Origin of the sequence: Sulfitobacter dubius, from assembly GCF_900113435.1 — a bacterium.
Classification (GTDB): Bacteria; Pseudomonadota; Alphaproteobacteria; order Rhodobacterales; family Rhodobacteraceae; genus Sulfitobacter; species Sulfitobacter dubius.
In genome coordinates this window covers 664521-683659 of record NZ_FOPG01000003.1, presented here as the reverse complement: position 1 = coordinate 683659, position 19139 = coordinate 664521, and the positions used below count along the sequence as shown (strand labels likewise).

The window sequence follows — 19139 nt, the reverse complement described above, 5'->3', positions numbered from 1 at the left end:
TGCAGACATATGACCATACAGATGCGCGCCCTCTTCGTTCACCTTTTCACTGCCACCGGCGCGGTGCTGGCGATGCTCGCCATGCTCGCCGCTGTGGAGGAAAAATGGGACTTGATGTTCCTTTGGCTGGTGATCGCCTTTTTTGTTGATGGCATCGACGGCCCATTGGCGCGCAGATACGATGTAAAGACCAACGCGCCGGAGTTTGACGGCGTCTTGATGGACCTCATCATCGACTACCTCACCTATGTCTTTATTCCGGCCTTCGCGCTGTTCACCTCGGGGCTGATGGATGGCTGGAGCGGTTGGGCGATGATCATTATCATCACCTTTGCCAGCGTCATGTATTTTTCCGACACACGCATGAAAACGAAGGACAATTCATTCAAAGGCTTCCCCGGTTGCTGGAACATGCTGGTGCTGGTGCTCTTTGCTTTGCAGCCCCAGTGGTGGGTCAGCCTAATCGTGGTCACGATCCTTGCCGCGGCGATGTTTCTGCCGATCAAGTTCGTGCACCCCGTCCGGACCGAACGCTGGCGCCCCGTGACATTGCCCATGGCGCTGGCATGGACCTTCTTCGCGGGCTGGTCGGCTTGGGTGAATTTTCACCCCGAAAGCTGGGCCCACTGGGGTCTGGTAATCACCTCAATCTACCTGATCTGCGCCGGTGCTGCGCAGCAGTTGATCCCCCTCGCCGAAGACTAAGACTGCTTTACGAGGTTAAATCAACAGCCCCGCCGCGCCCTCATGGCGCAGCAGCGCGACCTTGGTCTCGACCCCACCTGCCCCGCTAAAGCCAGTCAGGCCCTTCGCCCCCATTACCCGGTGGCATGGGATAATGACCGGGATCGGATTGCCGCCACAGGCCCCGCCCACCGCTTGCGCAGGCACGCCGAGGTCGCGGGCAATTTCGCCATAGGTGCGGGTATCGCCGAACGGAATCGCCAGAATCGCGGTGCAGACCTCGCGTTGGAAATCGCTCCCTTTGATGCGCAGTGGCAGGTCGAAGCTCTGGCGCTTACCTGTCGCATATTCGTTAAGCTGGCTCAGCGCGGTATCAAGCAGGTCCGAGCAGTCCTGCCGTGTCGCCTGCCCCCAGCCAAGCGCGGTGATTGCGCCGTCTTCTTCGGTCAAGGTCAGATCGCCGAAGGGCGTGGAGAGGGAGGCGTGTTTCATTGTCCCATTCTGGGCCAGAAACGACATTTACGAAAGAGCGCTAAGGGCGATGCCCGTGGTTCCCACGGGCGGGGCATTGGCGACCAGACAAAGAAAAACGGGCGCCGGTTATCCCGACGCCCGTTTTACCGTGCTCTTGGACCGCCTTAGGCTTCCGCTAACGCCTCACGCACCGCTTCATCACAGCGCCCGCAAACGCCGGGATGCTCATGCGTGCCGACATCCGGCAGCACCTTCCAGCAACGCTCGCATTTGGCGCCTTCGGCTTTCTCGAACACCACGGCGACGCCTTGCGCCTCGGGCATGCGGAAAGCCTCAGCCGGAGCTGCATCGCCGGTTACGGTGATGTCAGAGGTGATGGCTACGTCTTCGAAAGACACGCTCTCCAACGCCTCGCGCTGCGCCGCGTCGTCGACATGCACAACGGGGGCCGCTTCGAGCGAGGCACCGATCACCTTCTCGGTCCGCTGCACTTCGAGCGCCGCGGTCACCACACGCCGCGCCGCGCGGACCTTGGACCATTTCGCCGCCAGCTCCGGGTTTAGCCAAGCCTCTGGCGTTTCGGGCATATCCACCAGATGCACGGAGGATTCCTCGCCCGGGAAACGCTCCAGCCAGACTTCCTCCATCGTGAAGACCAGCACAGGTGCAAGCCATGTGGTCAGACGGTGGAACAGGATATCCAGCACCGTGCGCGCGGCGCGGCGGCGCAGGGTATCGCCATCGCAATAGAGCGCATCCTTGCGGATATCGAAGTAGAACGCCGAGAGATCGACCGTCGCAAAGGTGAACACCGCCTGAAACACGCCCTGAAAATCAAAGCGCGCAAAGCCGTCGCGTACAACCTTGTCGAGTTCCGCCACCCGGTGCAGCACCCACCGCTCCAACTCGGGCATATCGGCGGGATCAACGCGGTCCGCCTCGCTGAAATCATTCAATGCGCCGAGCATATAGCGCATGGTGTTGCGCAGGCGGCGATAGCTGTCGGCCACACCTTTGAGGATCTCATCCCCGATGCGTTGGTCGGCGGTGTAATCGGTCTGCGCCACCCAGAGACGCAGGATATCCGCGCCATACTGCTGCACGATCTTCTCGGGCACGATGGTGTTGCCGATGGATTTGGACATCTTCATGCCCTTGGCGTCCAACGTGAAACCATGGGTCACCACATTGCGATACGGCGCGCGGCCCGTGGTGCCGACGGATTGCAGCAGCGACGAATGGAACCAGCCGCGGTGCTGGTCGGTGCCCTCCATGTAAACGTCTGCGATGCCGTCCTCGGTCCCGTCTTCACGGTCGCGCAGGGTGAAGGCATGGGTCGAACCGCTGTCGAACCAAACGTCGAGGATGTCGGTCACCTGATCGAACTCTGCAGGATCAACGATGCCTTCGAGGAACCGCTCCTTCGCGCCTTCCGCATACCACGCATCCGCGCCTTCGGTCTCGAAAGCCTCGGTGATACGCTGGTTCACTGCTTCGTTGCGCAGCAGGAAGTTCTCATCCGTCGGAGCGACACCCCTGCGCACGAAACAGGTCAGCGGCACGCCCCAGGCGCGCTGGCGGCTGAGCACCCAGTCGGGCCGCGCCTCCATCATCGAATGCAGACGGTTGCGGCCGGATTTCGGCACCCAGTTGACCTTGTCGATACACGTCAGCGCGCGCTCGCGGATCGTCTTGCCGTTCTGGTCCAGTCCGTCGCCGACCTCCTTGTCGATGGCGGCAAACCACTGCGGCGTGTTGCGATAAATCACCGGCGCCTTGGAGCGCCAGCTGTGCGGGTAGCTGTGCTTGATCTTGCCACGCGCCAGCAGACCGCCGACCTCGACCAGCTTGTCGATGATCGCGCTGTTCGCGTTACCCTCCTTGCCGTTCGGCTTGAGGATCGCTTTGCCGCCAAAGAACGGCAGATCGTCGCGGAAACGACCGTCTTCCATGACGTTATAGGTGATGACCTGCGGCAGCATGCCAAGGTCACGGTAGAGTTCGTATTCCTCGAGGCCATGGGAAGGTGCGCAATGCACGAAGCCCGTGCCCTCGTCCGAGGTGACGAAATCCGCCGCGCGGAAATCGCGCAGGTCGTCCCATTCGCCGTTCGCGCCCTCGGCCCCGGCGAGCGGGTGCTGAAGCTTAATCTTGGCTAAATCTTCCTGCGTGACATCGCAAAGACGGCGGTACATCCCCTCGTCCAGACGCGCGCGGGCAAATACATCCGCAGCCAGATCGTCAGCCAGCAGATAGCGGTCACCGATGCTGACCCAGCATTCCTCGGGTCGGCCGGTGATTTCATACAGACCATAAGAGATGCTCTCGCCGTAAACCACGGCCTTGTTCGAGGGCATGGTCCAAGGCGTGGTCGTCCAGATCACCACATTTGCCCCGTCGAGCGTCCGATCGCCGGTTTCGACGACCTTAAACTTCACCCAAACGGTGTGGCTTTCCTTGTCGTGATACTCGACCTCCGCCTCGGCCAGCGCGGTCTTTTCGACCGGCGACCACATCACGGGTTTGGAGCCTTGATAAAGCGTCCCGTTCATCAGGAACTTCATGAATTCCTCAGCGATCACGCGCTCGGCGTGGAAGTCCATCGTCAGGTACGGGTTTTCCCAATTGCCGGTAATGCCCAACCGCTTGAATTCTTCGCGCTGTACGTCAACCCAGCCACGCGCAAACTCGCGGCATTCGGCGCGAAATTCGTTGATCGGCACCTGATCCTTGTCGCGGCCCTTCTTGCGGTACTGCTCTTCGATCTTCCATTCGATCGGCAGGCCGTGGCAATCCCAGCCGGGGATATAGCGCGCATCATAGCCCATCATCTGGTGGCTGCGCACGATCATGTCCTTGATCGTCTTGTTCAGCGCGTGACCGATGTGCAGGTTCCCGTTGGCGTAGGGAGGGCCATCGTGCAGGGTGAAAGGCTCACGACCCTCTTTCTCGCGCAGGCGGTCATAGACGCCGATTTTCTCCCAGCGTTCCAGCCAAGCGGGCTCGCGCTTGGGCAGTCCAGCGCGCATCGGGAAATCGGTTTTGGGCAGGTTCAACGTGGCTTTATAGTCGGGGGTCTCGGCGCACATGGGGGGCGTCCTTCGGCATTTGGGGTGTTGTACAATCTGGTTCGGTGCGAGCGGCTCAAACACCTCGGCCCGGCGTCTCAGTTGGTCAGAGCGCCGGGGATATAATTCGAATAATGATCGCGGTGAGGCGTGTCATAAGGCTGCTTATAAACAGCCCCCCCTGCCCCGACAAGCCCTGCCGAAAGAGGCGAGGATTGCCCCGAATACCGCATCAAACAGCACCTCACGCAAATCTTAACATTTTTTATGAATCCCGGCCTTCTCTTGAATTTTACGGTAGAAACAGCATCATACACTTTTCGTTATGCTTATGAGTGCGCGGCCCCTTTGCTGAGGGCAGCCACGCAGTTTTAATGGGCGGAAAGACCTACATGTGACCACCGAACAGCCCCTATATCATGATATGACCGTTAAACCCTCTGGCATGGTGGATCACCTAAGTGATGCGCAGTGGGCCAAGCTCGCGCCGCTTTTGGTCCAGCATAAGCATTATGCACCCGGAAACGTAGTTAGCCGCCGGGGTGATTTTTTGAACCACAGTCTTTTGCTGCTTGATGGTTTGATTGCCCGAAGCGTGCCTCGCGGCCAGCGGGCGCGGAGCACCTTCGTTGCCCTGCAATTTCCGGGCGAGTTCGTCGATCTACATGCCTTTCCACTAAAGCGGTTGGATCATGATGTCGTATCGCTGACCGATACGCGTGTGGCTACGGTGTCTCATGACACGCTGCACGAATTGCTCAACGGCGATGTAGAACTGGCCCGGAAGCTTTGGCTTATGACCTTGGTGGATGCCTCAATTCACCGCCATTGGGTTATGCGTAACAGCGCCATGCGCGCATTGGCGCGCGTTGCGAATTTCCTATGCGAGTTTGATGCCCGGATGACCGCCGCCTACGGTGTGGAACGTCAAAGCCTGCCCTTCAGCCTGCGCCAAACTGACATTGCCGATGCCACCGGCCTCACCTCGGTTCACGTCAGCCGCACACTGCGCGAGCTACGCGAACATGGCTGCTGCTCTGTGACGGGAGGGAAGCTTTTGATCCACGACCGTAACGGCTTGCACAAAGTCGGTATGTTTGAGGCGGCATATCTTTACATGCCGGAAACCGAGGCGGTGATTTAAATCGCCTCAGCCGGCGCTTCGTTCTACCCCACCTCGACCAACGCTTCGTCTGTGCCCTCCACCCGCAGGGCGAGCGCCGGATAGGTTTTGCGCGGCGCTTCAGCATTTCGCAGCGCAGATGCCGAATGATAGAGCCGCTCAAACTTTGCCACCATCGCCCGCGCATCGAACAGCCGCGCCACGCGGGAGCGCGGCACCTCCGAAGAGATTGCAGACGCAAGCTGCAGGGCCTCTGCCAAGGCTTCGGGGCTATCATCGGCGGCGATCACACCTGCATCGCCAAGCACCTCTTCGACGGCCCCATGTGGGGTTGCCGCGATGGGTAGCCCCATCGCCATCGCCTCCACCGCTGCAAGGCCAAAAGGTTCCTCCCATTGCGGCGTGAAAAGCGCGACAGATGCCCGGCCATAGGCCTGTCTAAGCGCCGCAGCGTCCAGATGCCCGACGTATTCCACCCCGCCATATAGATGGGGTCTTACCAAATCGTTAAAGTAATCCTCATGCTCCACCACGCCGTAGAGACGCAGCGGCACTCCGGCGATCTGTCCAGCCTCTGCCGCCAGATGCGTGCCTTTTGTCGGCGTGATCCGTCCCGCCCAAACCGCGCTGCCATCACCGGGACCGCCTCCAGACCATTCGGTAAGGTCGATCCCGTTGTGCACCACATGCGCGGTTTCTGCCGCGCCTTCGGGCCACCAGATTTCCCGCTGACGTGCCGAAACAACGGAAGAGAGATGCCACGGTGCTGCCCCATCCATCAACGCGCCGCGCAAAACTTTGAACGGTGGAATATGCAGCGAGGTCACCATCGGCAGCCGCTCTGCCCGCGACAGGCGCGGCAGGTAGCGGTGCAGCGCATTGTTGTGCACCACGTCAAAGCGCCCCTGCAACAAGAGCCGCGCCGCACGGGCATAGCAAGCATCAAGGTGCGCATTCAGCGCCTCGGTTCCGTGGAAATTATGCCACGGAAACCGCGCATCATAATGCGCATCGCAGATCGGCAGCAGTTTGACCCCCGATGGCAGCCCTGCGGCACTGTCGCCGCTGGCCAATAGGGTCACGTCATGACCCCGCGCGGCCAACATCCGTGCAAGCCCGTGGGTAAACGCCTCCATTCCGCCCTTGAAGGGAGGGGCAATAGGATGGCGAATATGGCCGACGATGGCGATGCGCAGGCTCATTCCGCCGCGATCCGCTCTTCGCCGCGCAGATAGCGCAGCACGCGCGCGGTATTGGCGTAGGGCTGATCAGACTGCTGCTCACAGAGCGCAAAATCATCCGCATCCGGTTCGCGCAACTGCACCAACGCATCCCCATCATTGCCCACCAACCCCATAAGGCGAAAAGCCGTGAGCCAGTGGTTCATTGTTCGGTGGCCCCATTTGTCGGCAAAAATCTCGGTATTGCGCAGGATCGACGGAATGTGATGGATCGGCGGCATGCAATGGGCGTGATGCTGGTGAAACACCTTCGCCCCCTTCGCCCAATGGATCGGCACGCCGCGCTCGTCCAATTCGCGGCCGAAGTCGGTGTCCTCTCCCCCATATCCGGTAAAGCGTTCATCAAAGCCGCCCGATTTATCCCAATCTTGACGGTGGATGGCAAAGTTCAGCGACCAAAAGCAGCGGTAATCGTTGCAACGTTTCAACCCTTCGGCAGGCGGCCCTTGGCGGTCTGAATGGCGCACTGCGACGGCTTCGAGTTTGCTGTACGTCCATCCCTCATCTGCGGCGCCGTCGGGCAGGTAATTCACCTCGCCCATGATCAGACCGTTACCGGGGATCGCATAGCCCATGTAATCGGCGATGAGGTCTTGCGCGGGAATACAATCTACATCGAGGAAAACCAAACAGTCGCCTACGGCTCCTGTCGCGACGGTATTGCGTGCCCGCGAAAGCGGGAGTTCGCGGCCTGTGACCCGCACCTGTCGAATTGGAAAATCGGTCTGCGGCAAGTCTTCGTAAAGCGTGTCTTGCATGACGCCGATCACCAACTCATCCGGCTGGCGGGTCTGCCGCGTAAGGCCGAGGATCACATTGTACAAATGAACGGCCCGCCCCCGTGCAAGCGTCAGGGCGCTGACTGTGGTGTCTTTAGGCGCGGATGGGGTGAACGACGTCATGTAAATCTCCGATCTCATTGGATGGTTCAAAAAGCAACTGATCGGCCAAACCGGCCAACCATTGGGCTGTCTCAGACGCGGCATTCTCATTGACCAAAGCCCGTTGCAGGGCCGGATCATGAGCGTCGATAGTGGTACCTATCGCTGTGCGCCAAGCCTCGACTGAAGATGGAAAATGCGCGAGGTGATGCGCCGCACCCGCACGGGCCAGTGCTTGGGCCTTTTCGATCTGTTCGTCGAAATAGCGCCACTCCGGCACGGCAAGCCAAGGTGTCTCTGCAGCGAGGATTTGGTGACAGGTGGTGTTCCCCGTCGACGCCACCACCATGTCAGCTGCCGCCAGATATTCCGCGGCGTTCTTGACCCAGCCGTGATGTTGCAGGTTCGCCGGTTCCGTCGCATGCCAGTCCCGCGCCATTCGACCGATGGTGATGAACGCCGTTTCAGGCATCGCCCGCGCGGCTATCCCAAAAGGGGCCGAAGCAAAACCAGTGCCACCCCCACCCGACATGACAACCATCAACTGTTGATCCGGTCCGATCCCGAGTTGCGCACGTGCCGCTGCCCGCGTTGCCGCATCAGGGCGCTTGACCTCGACCCCAAGCCCCCCGGCGAAATGGGTTTTTACCATATGCCGCGCGGGCCAATCGGGCTGCGCCAGCGCCCGCGCCCCAGGACAAAGCAGACCAACCGCCCCGTCATAGGCCGCCTGATGCCCCGGATCGTTTCGCCGCCCGTGTTGCAGCACTTTCACATGCGGCACCGAGCATAGCCGCGCAAGCTGCGCCACCTCGGCAGAGACATCGCAGATCATTAACACTGGATTGGCACTGGCAAACCACGACACCAGTTGCGCCATGGCCTGCCGGATACCCGGCCAACCTAGAGGGGCGCAGTGTACCGTATCTGGGGCGGTGGTGGTGTCGTGGATGTCCTCCGCCCCGGTCGGTTCGAACAGCGACGGCAGGGTGATCAACTCTACCGGGCGGGTAAAAGCCGGAAAAATATCTGGTTTCGCGCAAAAGACGGTTACCGGCTGGCTGTCTGGCAGCGCGTTGATCACCGCCGCGCAGCGCTCGGCATGACCCCGGCCCTGATGATGCACGAAATAACCGATCGGCCGCGTCATTGCGCCACCATCTTAACAGGCGGTTCCATCGCGTTCGGCGCAAGGCCAAAAGTCTCCAACCCCTCCAGCACACCAGCGGCATGAGAAGCACGCGCATAATACAGCCGCCCGCCCCCCAAGCGTTCCCGAAGCCCGTCCATCGCATTGCCCACTAGAATGCCCCGGCCCGGCCCGTGTTTTACGGCCTGCAACATATCGAAGTCATTCCCACTGTCCCCGGCGACGACAACACGGTCCATTGGCATGCCCAGCCTCCGTGCCGCCGCGCAGACAGCGGCCCCCTTGCCCGCTGCCATGGGTAGCACATCAATCAGCCGATTATGAGAGGCGACAATCTGCGCTGCCGCACCGCATCGCGCCAAATGCCGTTCCAACCGCCGCGCTGTACGCATGTCTCCGAAACCGCTGAGTTTCCAACGGCGCTGCTCAACCCGGGCTTGCCAATTGAACCCGAAATCCTCCAACGCTCGTTCTACCCGGTCGCGGGCCCAACCTGCGTCGAGCTTGCGGGCAAATCGCGCGTCTAAACAAAGCCGCCCTTGTGCATCGGGCAGATAGACTTCGGTCCCGACCGAGGTGATGAAAACGCGCGGCATCGGCAGGTTCCATTCCCGCAAGATACGGCGGGCCTCGGGTAAACTGCGCCCCGTGGCCACAGCAAACACCGGACGATCCCGCGCGACCCATGTGTTGAACAACGCGGCTGACGGCACACAGCCAGTTAGCGTGTTATCGATGTCGCTGGCCAGCATGACCGGCGCAGCGGCAAGCGGCCCTGCGTTACGAATGTCTTCACAGATCAATTGCACCTCTTCGGCCCATTTAGACCAGTCATAACGCCCGACATGTGCCTGCCCCGCGGCGGATGCTTCGACCCACAGCGCCCGGTCATCCAAGAGCTTTAACAGCGCCGCCTTAATCGCCTGCGCATCAGACGGCGGCACGCAAATACCGTGACCGAGGTCTGCCACGATATCCGCAGGCCCCCCTTCATGAGTGGCCACAACCGGCAAGCCATGAGCCGCCGCTTCCAACATTGTCAGGCCAAAGGGCTCATGCAGAGCAAGGTTCACAAACACCCCACCCGTCTGCCTCGCCGCTTCGTAAAGTGCGGCAACATCTGCCTGCGTGTGCTGCGGCGGCAGGGCCACCTTGCCGCGAAGATTCGGTGTCTCCAAAATGTCGCGCAGTTTGCCTAGCTCGGCTCGCGCCTCGGGGTTGGCCTGCAACGCGTCGCCATGCTGCCCGGCAAGGATCACAAGGTTCGCACGCGCCTGCAAATCAGGGCTGTCCGCATAAACCTGCGCCAAACGCGCAAGGTTCTTGCGGGCAACAGGGCGTGCCACCGCCAGCAGCATCGGGCGGTCCGGTTCGCATAGCGATCTGGCCAACAAAGCGCGCCCGGCCCCGTTCTGCGCAGGGCGGCGCAGTGACACACCCGGAGAGACGCGGTGCACACGCGCCTGCGCGTCCGCGCCATATGCCGCGACCTGAACCTCTGCCTCATCACGTGACGACAACACAACCGCATCCGCCTCGATCAAGGCACGCCGCTCGGCCTCAATCCGGGCGGCATCCACCGTCGCGCCAGATTTGCTCAGCGCCAGTGAATGTGGCGTGTAGATCACCGGAATGCCAAACCGCTCACGCGCCGCCAAGGCCAACTGCGCTGCATCCGAGAAATGCGCATGGATCACATCTGGCCGTCGCGTGGCCTGCGCCAGATCCGCCAAAAAAGCCTCCACCAACGCAGGGATTTCCGCAGCAAGGTTTTCTTTGCTCAGATACCCGCGTTGCGCCGTCCACAGCCGCCGGATCGACAGGCTGCGGCTGACCTGCTGGTCTGTCTGTCCGTGTACCGCACCAAGGCTTGGCTCATCGAATGCACGCGTCACGATCTGAACCGTATCCACATCCCCGCGCGCCGCCTGCGCACGGGCTGCGCCCAGAATATACGCGATATGACCGCCGGTATCTTCGGTCACGCCGTAGTTAACAGTCGGAGCTGTAAGACAGCCCCCCAGTGCGATGTGGCAAATGTACATGACGGGTCTCCTTATGGGAGGTGAACCCCATTCAGCAGCCCTTCCGTTCCGATAACAAAAGTTAACACGTGAACCTCTGGAAAGAACATTGTCGTGGTCTAGCTGGCTTTCCGTTGTGCCCAATCGCATGCCCCATAACGAGCCACCTGATGTCCCTCAAAACTCCTCCACGCTATTTGTTTATCGGCGGGCTGCACCGTTCTGGCACGTCGCTGGTGAACCGACTGGCCAATGCGCTGCCCGGTGCGGGCGGCATTACCGGATCGGACGCGCCCGAGAATGAGGGCGTTTACCTGCAAGGTGCCATCGCGCATACGGCGCAATCGGGGCGGCCCATGCATTTTGCGACCAATCCGGCAGAACATCTAACCGAAGATCACCCGCTGAATTCATTGGAAACAAAGACACGTTTGGAGAACGACTGGGCCCCGTGGTTTGCCCCCGATTTGCGCTGGCGGGTTGAGAAATCACCGGTCAACCTGACCCGTATGCGGTTGCTGCAGCAGCTTTTCCCAATGTCTCAATTCATAATCGTTCTGCGCCATCCAGAGGCGGTCGCGGCCTCGGTCGCGTCTTGGGTTGGTGCCCCCGCGGAGCAGTTGATTGACCATTGGATCGCGGCACAGGCACAACTGCTTGGCGACCTGCCATATCTGCATGCTGTGATGGTACTGCGGTACGAAGATATCGTTGCGGATACACCCAAGGCGCTTCGCCGGATCGCGGCCTTTCTTGACCTGCCCGAAACCTCACTGCCTGAGTTGATCTCGGACGGCAATCAGCAGTATCAAGGCGCGCTTCAGATGAACCCCGAACAGGCCGAAAAGGCCGCAAGCTGGGGATATCAGCCCGGGCTGGCTGTCGGGACATTTCGCGGAATAATCCAGCACCCCCTGCGGGCCATCCGCGAAAATGCCGCGCCCTAGATTACCTTATTCCTTACCGAAAACCCCAGTAAGCGCCCGTTTGACGATGCCCCGCACACCGGGCCGTTTTTCCCGCACAAAGGGCAACGGACGGCAGACTTCGATCGCCGCGACCCCCACACGTGCGGTCAGCGCGCCATTTACCAGCCCCTCGCCAAAACGGCGGCTTAGTTTGGCAACGATAGACCCCCCCAGAAGCGGCTCGATCAGGTCATCACCCACCGCCACGGCTCCCGTCGCCACCAGATGCGACAGCACAGCACGGGTCAGCCGCCATGAGCCAAAAAACCCCGAGCGCCCGCCGTAAATCTCGGCAATTCGGCGGATCATCCGCAGGTTGCTGCTGAGCGCTGCGGCGACATCCGCCAGCGCCAGCGGAACCAGTGCCGTGACGGCGGCGACCTGCCGGGCGGCGGCCTCAACCTCGCGGGTGGCGGCGCTGTCCAGCGGGGCCAGAACCTCGCTCTCGGCCAGCCCCAGCAGCGCTTCGGCATCGAATTGATCGCCGCGCAGTTCGGTCAGCCGGTCGCGGCCCCAGCGGGTGTCTTCACGGTGTTTGTAAAGCGTTTCCAGCCGATCCGTCACGCTGCGTGCGGCGGCCAAATCCCCCTGCGCCAGCGCCTCGCCCGCGTCGTGGCGCAGCCCGTCCAGCCGCGCGAGCCGCCCAAAGGCCGCCATTTCGCGCAACGACAGTAACAGCAAGACCAGCAAAAACGCCCCGATCAGCAGCGTCATCGCCCAGCCCAGCAGCGGGTAGCGCGCCATCAGGTCGGTCACAAAAGTCCAAGCCGCAATCGACACCAGCGCCGTCACCAGCGCCCCGGCCAGCGCCCAGAACATCCGCACCAGCCGCGACGGTTTGCGCGCGGCGAGCCGTGCCGCGATCTGCATCGCTTGACCCTTGGGCGGCGGGGTATCCACGTCCAACTCAGGCACAGCAGGCGCGTCGGCGACCGAGGGCTGGGGCTTGGCGTCTTCTTCTAGGTCGAACAGGATCGGTCCGCGGGCCATCAGGCGGCCTCCCTCTGCCAGTGCAATGTCAAATCGGGCAACCCTTCGTCATTGGCGCTGCCATCGCCGCGCGCGGTTTCGGCAAAACCGTGTTGGCGGTAAAACGCGATGGCCCGCGCGTTGGCCTGAAATGTCCAGCATGTCAGAGTCTTATGGCGCGACTTTAACGCGATCAAAAGGGCCGAGCCGATGCCTTGCCCCCGCGCCGCATGGGACACATAGAGCGCGTCCAACTCGCCCCCCTCACAGGCGGCAAAACCGGTGATTTTGCCTGCTTGCTCGGCTACGGTGACCCAGTCCCGCGCGATCATAGCATCTGCATGGGCGATGTCCTCTGCCGCTGTATGAATGCGCGGCAACCAATTGGTATCGCGCGCAAAATCGCTCATGATGCCGCCTACAGCGCCCGCGTCCAAGGGCTGCGCTGGACGCAGAGTAGCGGGGCGGGTCAACACTTCGCTCATAGCCGATCCCCGATCAGAAACTCCGCCGCGCGGTCGAGCCGGATATGGGGCGGGCCGTCGCCGGGACGCAGGTCCAACACCGCCGGCGCAAAACGCATGATCTGGTAATCCGCCCCCAGCCATTCCTGCGCGCCCTGCCGGGCGGGGGTCAGAAGATGCGCCGGGTCTTCAGGCAATTCACCGGGGTAAAAAGCCGCCTGTCGCCCGCGCGTTTCATCATCGTTCAGCAGCGTGCCGCGCACCACGTCAAGTTGCTCTCCGCCATGGGTCATCACGTCTTCGGTCGTGGCACGCAGGCTGGCGATGGCCATCGCCCGCGTGCCCGCGCCTGCGTATTGCGCCCGGTCCCGCGCGTCGCGGATCAGCGCCTGCATGATGCCACTCAGCCGAGGATGCTGGCTGTGGTGCAGATGATCGGCCTTGGTCGCGGCAAAGAGAATTTTCTCAACCCGTTTGCCCCGCAGCAAGCTGGTCAGGAAGTTGTTCGTCCCCGGCCTGAACGCGCCCAGAATATCGGCCATGGCGCCGCGCAGATCTTCGACCGCGCGCGGCCCTTGATGGATCGCGCCAAGCGCGTCGACCAGCACCACCTGCCGATCAATCCGAGAGAAATGATCCCGGAAGAAGGGCTGCACCACCCGTTTCTTATAGGCCTCGAACCGCCGCGCCATTTCGCGGATCAGCGACTTACGCGGCGCGCCGTCCGAACCGGGCAGCGGCGCGAAGGTCAGCACCGGCGATCCGGCCAGATCACCGGGCAGCAGGAACCGCCCCGGCGTGCAGTCGGAATAGCCATTAGCGCGCGCGGTTTGCAGATAGTCGGCAAAGCTGTCGGCAAGCTTGCGGGCCGTGGTCTCTTCCAGCTCGGCATGGGGGTCGGTCTGTTCGGCCAGCGCGCGGTAGCCCGCCGCCTCCTCTCGGTTTGCGATACGCTCAATCACCTGCGCCGACCATTCAGCGTAGGTGACATCCATCAGCGCCAAATCAAGCAGCCATTCGCCGGGGTAATCCACGATATCCAGATGCAGCGTGCGCGGCCCTTGCAGCCCCGCCAGCAACCCATTGGGCCGCACCTTGAGCGACAGCCGCAATTCCGAGATCGCCCGCGTGCTTTCCGGCCAATGCGGCGTCTTGCCGGTCAGCGCGGCGAGGTGGTTCTCATAGTCAAAACGCGGCACGGTATCGTCGGGCTGTGGCTGCAAAAACGCCGCCTCAATCCGCCCTTCGGAGGCCGCCAACAGCCCCGGCATCCGCCCCCGATCCAGCAGGTTCGCCACCAGCGAGGTGATGAAAACCGTCTTGCCCGACCGCGCAAGCCCCGTGACCCCGAGCCGGATCACCGGCTCAAAAAACGTCTCGCCGACCGTGTCGGTGACATTCTCAAACTGCCGCCAAATGCCGTCGGCAATGCCTGTGATACCCAAAGCTGCGCCCGTCCCTTTGTCTTTGGCGTTAACATAGGGCTGGCAGCCGGGGATTGCCAGAAGCGCCCGCCCGCGCTAATGCCCCGTCCATGCCCAGATATGCTCTGAAAATCGAATACCACGGCGCGCCTTTCAAAGGTTGGCAGCGTCAAGTTGACCTTCCTACTGTGCAGGGGGCGATCGAAGCAGCGCTCGCGCGGTTAGAGCCCGGCGAACATACGATCGCCGCCGCTGGTCGAACGGATACCGGGGTGCATGGTTTGGCGCAGGTGGCACACTGTGATATGGCACGCGAGTGGTCGCCTTTCCGCTTGGGGGAGGCGTTGAATTATCACCTCAAACCCCAACCCGTTGCGATCACTGATTGCGCATTGGCGCCGCCTGATTTCCACGCGCGTTTCTCGGCGTTGGAGCGGCGTTACCATTTCCGCATCCTCAGCCGTCGCGCCCCTGCGGTGCATCAAGCGGGGCTGGTCTGGCAGATCAAACATCCGCTGGATGTAGCGGCAATGCAGGAGGCCGCGGACCTGTTGGTGGGCAAACATGATTTTACCACCTTCCGCTCAACAATTTGTCAGGCGCAAAGCCCGATTAAAACTTTGGGTCGGCTTGACGTTTGCGAGGTCGAAACTGAAGCCGGGACGGAATATCATTTCGATGTGCGTGCACAGTCTTTCCTGCACAATCAGGTGCGCAGCTTCGTCGGGTCGCTTGAGCGCGTCGGCGCCGGATCATGGAGCGTGGCGGATATGGGTGCAGCGCTTGCCGCACGAGACCGAGCCGCCTGCGGTCCGGTGTGCCCGCCGCAGGGGTTGTATCTGGCGCATGTGAGCTATCCTGTGCCCCCCTTCGCACAAGCCTAACGCAGAGCAGCGCCAGCCTATGAGGTGCCACCGGCCCGGCGGCAAAAACCGAGCCGAAAGCGATCTCTAAGGCAGCGGATTCCACGTCCCGTGGAACTTGCCTTCTTCGCCCTGGCGTTCAAACCCATGTGCGCCAAAGAAATCCCGCTGCGCTTGGATCATATTCGCCGTTCCACGCGCCCGGCGCATAGTGTCATACCACGCCAGCGCCGCCGATAGTGCCGGCAAAGCAACCCCCAAAAGCGCCCCTGCGGCCACCACACGGCGTAGCGCCGGAACGCTCTCCTCCAGCCGCTTGCGCATGGCGGGTGCAAGGATCAAATGCCCACCGGGCAATTCACCGCGAAACGCATCGGCAAATTCATCCAGCAGCGCAGAGCGGATAATGCAGCCCGCGCGCCAAATCTCGGAAATGCGCGCCATATCGAGCGACCATTCAAACTCCTCCGACGCGGCGCTGAGGATCCGAAAGCCCTGCGCGTGGCCGATGATCCGCCCTGCCAACAAGGCTTGTTCCAGATCACCCGGCTCGGGCAGCGGTGCGTCCTGTACGCCTTCGGGCAGAAGCGGCTCTGCCATCTCTCGCACTGCCTTCTCGCTCGACCAACCGCGCGCACCGACAGCGGCTTCGATCGTATTGGCCGACTGCCCCATCTTTAGCGCTTCAATCAGCGTCCAGCGGCCGGTGCCCTTTTGCCCCGCCTGATCGCGGATCACGTCGACCATCGGCGTGCCGGTCTGCGTGTCGACAGACAACAGCGCTGCGGCAGAAACTTCGATGAGATAGGAACTCAGCGGCCCCTTCTGCCACTCAGCAAACAGATTGCCGATCTCTACCGCGCCCAGTCCGCCCGCGTCGCGCAGCAGGCCGTAAACCTCGGCAATCATCTGCATGTCGGCGTATTCAATGCCGTTGTGCACCGTCTTAACGAAATGCCCGGCCCCATCAGGCCCGAGATGCGCCACACAGGGCGACCCTTCGAAATCCGCCGCGATGGCCTCTGCCATGGGTTGGAACTGCTCCCAAGAATGATCGCTGCCGCCTACCATCATCGACGGGCCATTGCGCGCGCCAGCTTCACCGCCCGAGACGCCCATGCCAACGAAATGCAACTCCGTGCCCTCCAACTCGGCGCTGCGGCGGCGGGTGTCGTGGAAATCGGCGTTGCCGCCATCAATCAGCGTGTCGCCCTCATCAAGCAGCGGTTTGATCGCTGCAATCATGGCATCAACCGGCGCGCCAGAGGGGATCATGAAAAGGATGCTGCGCGGGCGGGCAATCGCGGCGACGAACGCCTCGAGGCTTTCTGCCCCGGTCAGACGTTCGGCCAATGGCCCTGCTTCGGCCAGAAACTGTGCGATCCATTCCGCTTCTCTATTGCTGACGGCCACGGTAAATCCGCTGTCGGCCAGATTAAGCGCCAACGCCGACCCCATGGTGCCCAGACCATAAACCCCAATATCGGCGCCCATGCCATCGGTCGCGCCTCCCATTGCCTGCGTGCCAGTTGCCATATCGTTGATGCCTCACCTTTAGCCGGTCACACTGTTTGCACCTCAATCCGAAGCGCTGCAGTTTGATTTGCATTTAACAAGACTATATAATGTCCGGATAACAAGAAAAACACCCGACCGAGGCATAGTTCTGTAATGACACAAGTATTTAGACGCGCATGGGAGGATATGGTCCTTCCTATTTTCAAACGCCCCCGCCGGGTGCAAGTTGCCGCCCTTTGCTATCGCGATACCGAAGCGGGCAAAAAGGTGCTACTGATTACCAGCCGCGACACAGGCCGTTGGATCCTGCCCAAGGGCTGGCCGATTGACGGGCTAGACGGTGCCGGCGCCGCGCTGCAAGAAGCGTGGGAAGAGGCCGGCGTAACCGAGGCGGATATCGAATCCGATCCGATGGGCATTTTTGAGTATGACAAAGGCTTGGGCGAAGGGCTAACCGTGCCCGTGACCACACAGGTCTATTTGACCCGCGTCCGTGACCTGAGCGAGGAATACCCAGAAGCGGGCATGCGCAAACGCGCGTGGTTCACCCCTCAAGAGGCCGCCGAGTTGGTGGATGAGCCTGATCTCAAAGCGATATTGACCGCTTTTCACTAAGCAGGCAGCAAAATCGCCTTAGGTGCCGGGCCGTTGCCCGGCACGTCTACGCCCCTCCTTGCCCAGCTCTCCCTCCGCAACATGTTACAATTTTGTGACAGCGTGACTTGCACCCTAAGCGACCTTATGTCACCTGCCGCTGAACTTTAGGATCTTTGGGAGATCATCAAAGAATGGCAACGGAACCGCAGGGCAGCCAGTGGAAGACGCTGGACAAAGACCTCAACCGTATTTCGCAAGTCGAACTGGCCGCGACCTATGTCGCACGGCCTCTCGTGGGGCCCGGCATCGCGCTGGCCTTTATCGTGGTGGCGGGTGCTGTTGCTGCGGTCTTCTTTGGGCACCAGCCCTCTAGCTTTGTCGTGATCGCAGCGGCGGCCTTTGGCGCTTATATGGCCGTGAACATCGGCGCGAATGACGTGGCCAATAATATGGGCCCCGCCGTAGGGGCCAATGCGCTGACCATGGGCGGTGCCATCGTTATTGCCGCACTTTGCGAATCCGCAGGCGCGTTGCTGGCGGGGGGGGACGTGGTTTCGACCATTTCCAAAGGGATCATTGACCCGGCCAGCGTGGCTGACACCCGGATCTTTATCTGGGCGATGATGGCGGCGCTGATTTCATCCGCGCTGTGGGTAAACCTTGCCACATGGGTCGGTGCGCCAGTCTCAACCACGCATTCGGTCGTTGGCGGCGTCATGGGCGCGGGCATCGCTGCTGCGGGTTTCGGTGTCGTCAACTGGAGCTCGATGAGCATGATCGCCGCCAGTTGGGTGATCTCTCCCGTGCTGGGCGGGGCAGTTGCGGCGATGTTCCTTGCGTTCATCAAGGCCCGTATCATCTATCAAGATGACAAAATCGCCGCCGCGCGCACATGGGTTCCGGTGCTGGTCGGCGTCATGGCGGGGGTCTTTGCCGCCTATCTGGCGCTGAAAGGTCTGAAAAAGATCGTGTCCATCGATATGCCGATGGCGTTGATTATCGGCCTTGTCGTCGGCTTGGTGACCTATGTGATCTCCGCGCCGCTGATCCGTCAGAAATCCGAAGGCATGGAGAACCGCAACCGCTCTGTCAAAACGCTCTTTGGCCTGCCGCTGGTCCTCTCCGCCGCCCTGCTCAGCTTTGCTCATGGGGCGAATGACGTGGCCAATGCGGTTGGCCCACTGGCGGCGATTGTACACGCGACAGAGTTCGGCGGCTTTGATGATAAGGTCAGCATCCCCACATGGGTGATGATTATCGGCGCCTTCGGCATCTCCTTTGGTCTGTTCCTTTTCGGCCCCAAGCTGATCCGTATGGTTGGCAGCCAGATTACCAAACTGAACCCGATGCGCGCCTATTGCGTGGCACTGTCGGCAGCGATCACGGTGATCGTGGCTTCTTGGTTGGGGCTGCCGGTCTCATCGACCCATATCGCTGTGGGCGGGGTTTTTGGCGTGGGCTTCTACCGCGAATGGCATATGGAGCGTCGTCTGCGGCGCATAGGTGCCAAAACCGGAGAGGTGAAACGCATCGCCAAAGAAGAGCGCCGCCGCCGCAAGCTGGTGCGCCGTTCCCACTTCATGACCATCGTTGCGGCGTGGGTAATTACCGTACCAGCAGCGGCACTGCTGTCGGGGATTGTCTTTTGGGCACTTAATTCCTTTGTAAACTAAGGTCAGGCGCGTCTGCGC

Annotated in this window: 16 protein-coding genes; 6 read left to right on the top strand and 10 right to left on the bottom strand. The window is 61.4% G+C overall.

What is annotated here, in order from left to right; genetic code table 11:
- Positions 1–9 precede the first annotated feature (9 nt).
- Complete coding sequence (locus BM229_RS15855) at positions 10–705, top strand: CDP-alcohol phosphatidyltransferase family protein (protein WP_093928588.1); 696 nt, start codon at positions 10–12, stop codon at positions 703–705.
- Positions 706–720: 15 nt separating this feature from the next.
- Here BM229_RS15855 and BM229_RS15850 read toward each other — a convergent pair whose 3' ends face one another.
- Complete coding sequence (locus BM229_RS15850; RefSeq protein ID WP_093928587.1) at positions 721–1176, bottom strand: methylated-DNA--[protein]-cysteine S-methyltransferase; 456 nt, start codon at positions 1174–1176, stop codon at positions 721–723.
- A gap of 146 nt (positions 1177–1322) precedes the next feature.
- Complete coding sequence (gene ileS, locus BM229_RS15845) at positions 1323–4247, bottom strand: isoleucine--tRNA ligase (protein WP_093928586.1); 2925 nt, start codon at positions 4245–4247, stop codon at positions 1323–1325.
- Between the two features lie 403 nt (positions 4248–4650).
- On the opposite strand from ileS, the gene BM229_RS15840 reads away from it, so the two are divergent.
- Positions 4651–5370 (top strand): Crp/Fnr family transcriptional regulator, encoded by a 720-nt coding sequence (locus BM229_RS15840; protein ID WP_139226300.1) that lies wholly within the window; start codon positions 4651–4653, stop codon positions 5368–5370.
- 23 nt (positions 5371–5393) lie between these two features.
- On the opposite strand, the gene BM229_RS15835 is transcribed toward BM229_RS15840, so the two are convergent.
- Genes BM229_RS15835 through BM229_RS15820 form a run of 4 tightly spaced genes read right to left on the bottom strand, consistent with a single transcriptional unit; the run spans position 5394 to position 10666 of the window.
- Entirely contained in the window at positions 5394–6551 is a 1158-nt protein-coding gene (locus tag BM229_RS15835; RefSeq protein WP_093928584.1) for a glycosyltransferase, read from the bottom strand.
- On the bottom strand, positions 6548–7492 hold the full coding sequence (locus BM229_RS15830) for a glycosyltransferase family 2 protein (protein ID WP_093928583.1): 945 nt from the start codon (positions 7490–7492) through the stop codon (positions 6548–6550). Before BM229_RS15830 ends, BM229_RS15835 begins: the two co-directional genes overlap by 4 nt.
- The gene (locus BM229_RS15825; RefSeq protein WP_093928582.1) at positions 7464–8621 is read right to left on the bottom strand and encodes a glycosyltransferase; all 1158 of its coding nucleotides are present in this window, start codon (positions 8619–8621) and stop codon (positions 7464–7466) included. The genes BM229_RS15830 and BM229_RS15825 overlap by 29 nt, the downstream gene beginning before the upstream one ends.
- A complete protein-coding gene (locus BM229_RS15820; RefSeq protein ID WP_093928581.1) occupies positions 8618–10666 on the bottom strand; it encodes an HAD-IIB family hydrolase in 2049 nt (682 codons plus the stop codon). Before BM229_RS15820 ends, BM229_RS15825 begins: the two co-directional genes overlap by 4 nt.
- Positions 10667–10815: 149 nt before the next feature.
- On the opposite strand from BM229_RS15820, the gene BM229_RS15815 reads away from it, so the two are divergent.
- A complete protein-coding gene (locus BM229_RS15815) occupies positions 10816–11592 on the top strand; it encodes a sulfotransferase family protein (RefSeq protein ID WP_093928580.1) in 777 nt (258 codons plus the stop codon).
- A gap of 6 nt (positions 11593–11598) precedes the next feature.
- On the opposite strand, the gene BM229_RS15810 is transcribed toward BM229_RS15815, so the two are convergent.
- The 3 genes from BM229_RS15810 to BM229_RS15800 all read right to left on the bottom strand — a co-directional run bounded on the left by BM229_RS15810 (position 11599) and on the right by BM229_RS15800 (position 14491).
- Positions 11599–12603 (bottom strand): YcjF family protein, encoded by a 1005-nt coding sequence (locus tag BM229_RS15810; protein ID WP_093928579.1) that lies wholly within the window; start codon positions 12601–12603, stop codon positions 11599–11601.
- Complete coding sequence (locus BM229_RS15805) at positions 12603–12992, bottom strand: GNAT family N-acetyltransferase (protein ID WP_244152224.1); 390 nt, start codon at positions 12990–12992, stop codon at positions 12603–12605. The genes BM229_RS15810 and BM229_RS15805 overlap by 1 nt, the downstream gene beginning before the upstream one ends.
- A gap of 71 nt (positions 12993–13063) precedes the next feature.
- On the bottom strand, positions 13064–14491 hold the full coding sequence (locus BM229_RS15800) for a YcjX family GTP-binding protein (protein ID WP_093928577.1): 1428 nt from the start codon (positions 14489–14491) through the stop codon (positions 13064–13066).
- A gap of 89 nt (positions 14492–14580) precedes the next feature.
- Here BM229_RS15800 and truA point away from each other — a divergent pair, with 89 nt between their 5' ends.
- A complete protein-coding gene (gene truA / locus BM229_RS15795; protein ID WP_093928576.1) occupies positions 14581–15354 on the top strand; it encodes a tRNA pseudouridine(38-40) synthase TruA in 774 nt (257 codons plus the stop codon).
- Positions 15355–15420: 66 nt separating this feature from the next.
- Here the strand turns inward: truA and gndA are convergent, their stop codons facing one another.
- Positions 15421–16869, bottom strand: a complete 1449-nt coding sequence (gndA, locus tag BM229_RS15790; protein ID WP_208604099.1) for an NADP-dependent phosphogluconate dehydrogenase — start codon at positions 16867–16869, stop codon at positions 15421–15423.
- A gap of 135 nt (positions 16870–17004) precedes the next feature.
- Here gndA and BM229_RS15785 point away from each other — a divergent pair, with 135 nt between their 5' ends.
- Together BM229_RS15785 and BM229_RS15780 are read left to right on the top strand one after the other, a co-directional pair.
- Positions 17005–17466, top strand: coding sequence for an NUDIX hydrolase (locus BM229_RS15785; RefSeq protein ID WP_093928575.1), 462 nt, complete (start codon positions 17005–17007; stop codon positions 17464–17466).
- Between the two features lie 173 nt (positions 17467–17639).
- Positions 17640–19121 (top strand): inorganic phosphate transporter, encoded by a 1482-nt coding sequence (locus tag BM229_RS15780; RefSeq protein WP_093928574.1) that lies wholly within the window; start codon positions 17640–17642, stop codon positions 19119–19121.
- The last annotated feature ends 18 nt before the right edge of the window (positions 19122–19139 follow it).

What these genes read in the sequence shown, in the direction of transcription:
- ileS (WP_093928586.1), bottom strand. Translation starts at nt 4,247, where the DNA reads ATGTGCGCCGAGACCCCCGACTATAAAGCCACGTTGAACCTGCCCAAA.
- BM229_RS15850 (WP_093928587.1), bottom strand. Translation starts at nt 1,176, where the DNA reads ATGAAACACGCCTCCCTCTCCACGCCCTTCGGCGATCTGACCTTGACC.
- BM229_RS15840 (WP_139226300.1), top strand. Translation starts at nt 4,651, where the DNA reads ATGACCGTTAAACCCTCTGGCATGGTGGATCACCTAAGTGATGCGCAG.
- BM229_RS15785 (WP_093928575.1), top strand. Translation starts at nt 17,005, where the DNA reads ATGACACAAGTATTTAGACGCGCATGGGAGGATATGGTCCTTCCTATT.
- BM229_RS15825 (WP_093928582.1), bottom strand. Translation starts at nt 8,621, where the DNA reads ATGACGCGGCCGATCGGTTATTTCGTGCATCATCAGGGCCGGGGTCAT.
- BM229_RS15855 (WP_093928588.1), top strand. Translation starts at nt 10, where the DNA reads ATGACCATACAGATGCGCGCCCTCTTCGTTCACCTTTTCACTGCCACC.
- BM229_RS15780 (WP_093928574.1), top strand. Translation starts at nt 17,640, where the DNA reads ATGGCAACGGAACCGCAGGGCAGCCAGTGGAAGACGCTGGACAAAGAC.
- truA (WP_093928576.1), top strand. Translation starts at nt 14,581, where the DNA reads ATGCCCAGATATGCTCTGAAAATCGAATACCACGGCGCGCCTTTCAAA.
- BM229_RS15835 (WP_093928584.1), bottom strand. Translation starts at nt 6,551, where the DNA reads ATGAGCCTGCGCATCGCCATCGTCGGCCATATTCGCCATCCTATTGCC.
- BM229_RS15830 (WP_093928583.1), bottom strand. Translation starts at nt 7,492, where the DNA reads ATGACGTCGTTCACCCCATCCGCGCCTAAAGACACCACAGTCAGCGCC.
- BM229_RS15810 (WP_093928579.1), bottom strand. Translation starts at nt 12,603, where the DNA reads ATGGCCCGCGGACCGATCCTGTTCGACCTAGAAGAAGACGCCAAGCCC.
- gndA (WP_208604099.1), bottom strand. Translation starts at nt 16,869, where the DNA reads ATGGCAACTGGCACGCAGGCAATGGGAGGCGCGACCGATGGCATGGGC.
- BM229_RS15805 (WP_244152224.1), bottom strand. Translation starts at nt 12,992, where the DNA reads ATGAGCGATTTTGCGCGCGATACCAATTGGTTGCCGCGCATTCATACA.
- BM229_RS15815 (WP_093928580.1), top strand. Translation starts at nt 10,816, where the DNA reads ATGTCCCTCAAAACTCCTCCACGCTATTTGTTTATCGGCGGGCTGCAC.
- BM229_RS15820 (WP_093928581.1), bottom strand. Translation starts at nt 10,666, where the DNA reads ATGTACATTTGCCACATCGCACTGGGGGGCTGTCTTACAGCTCCGACT.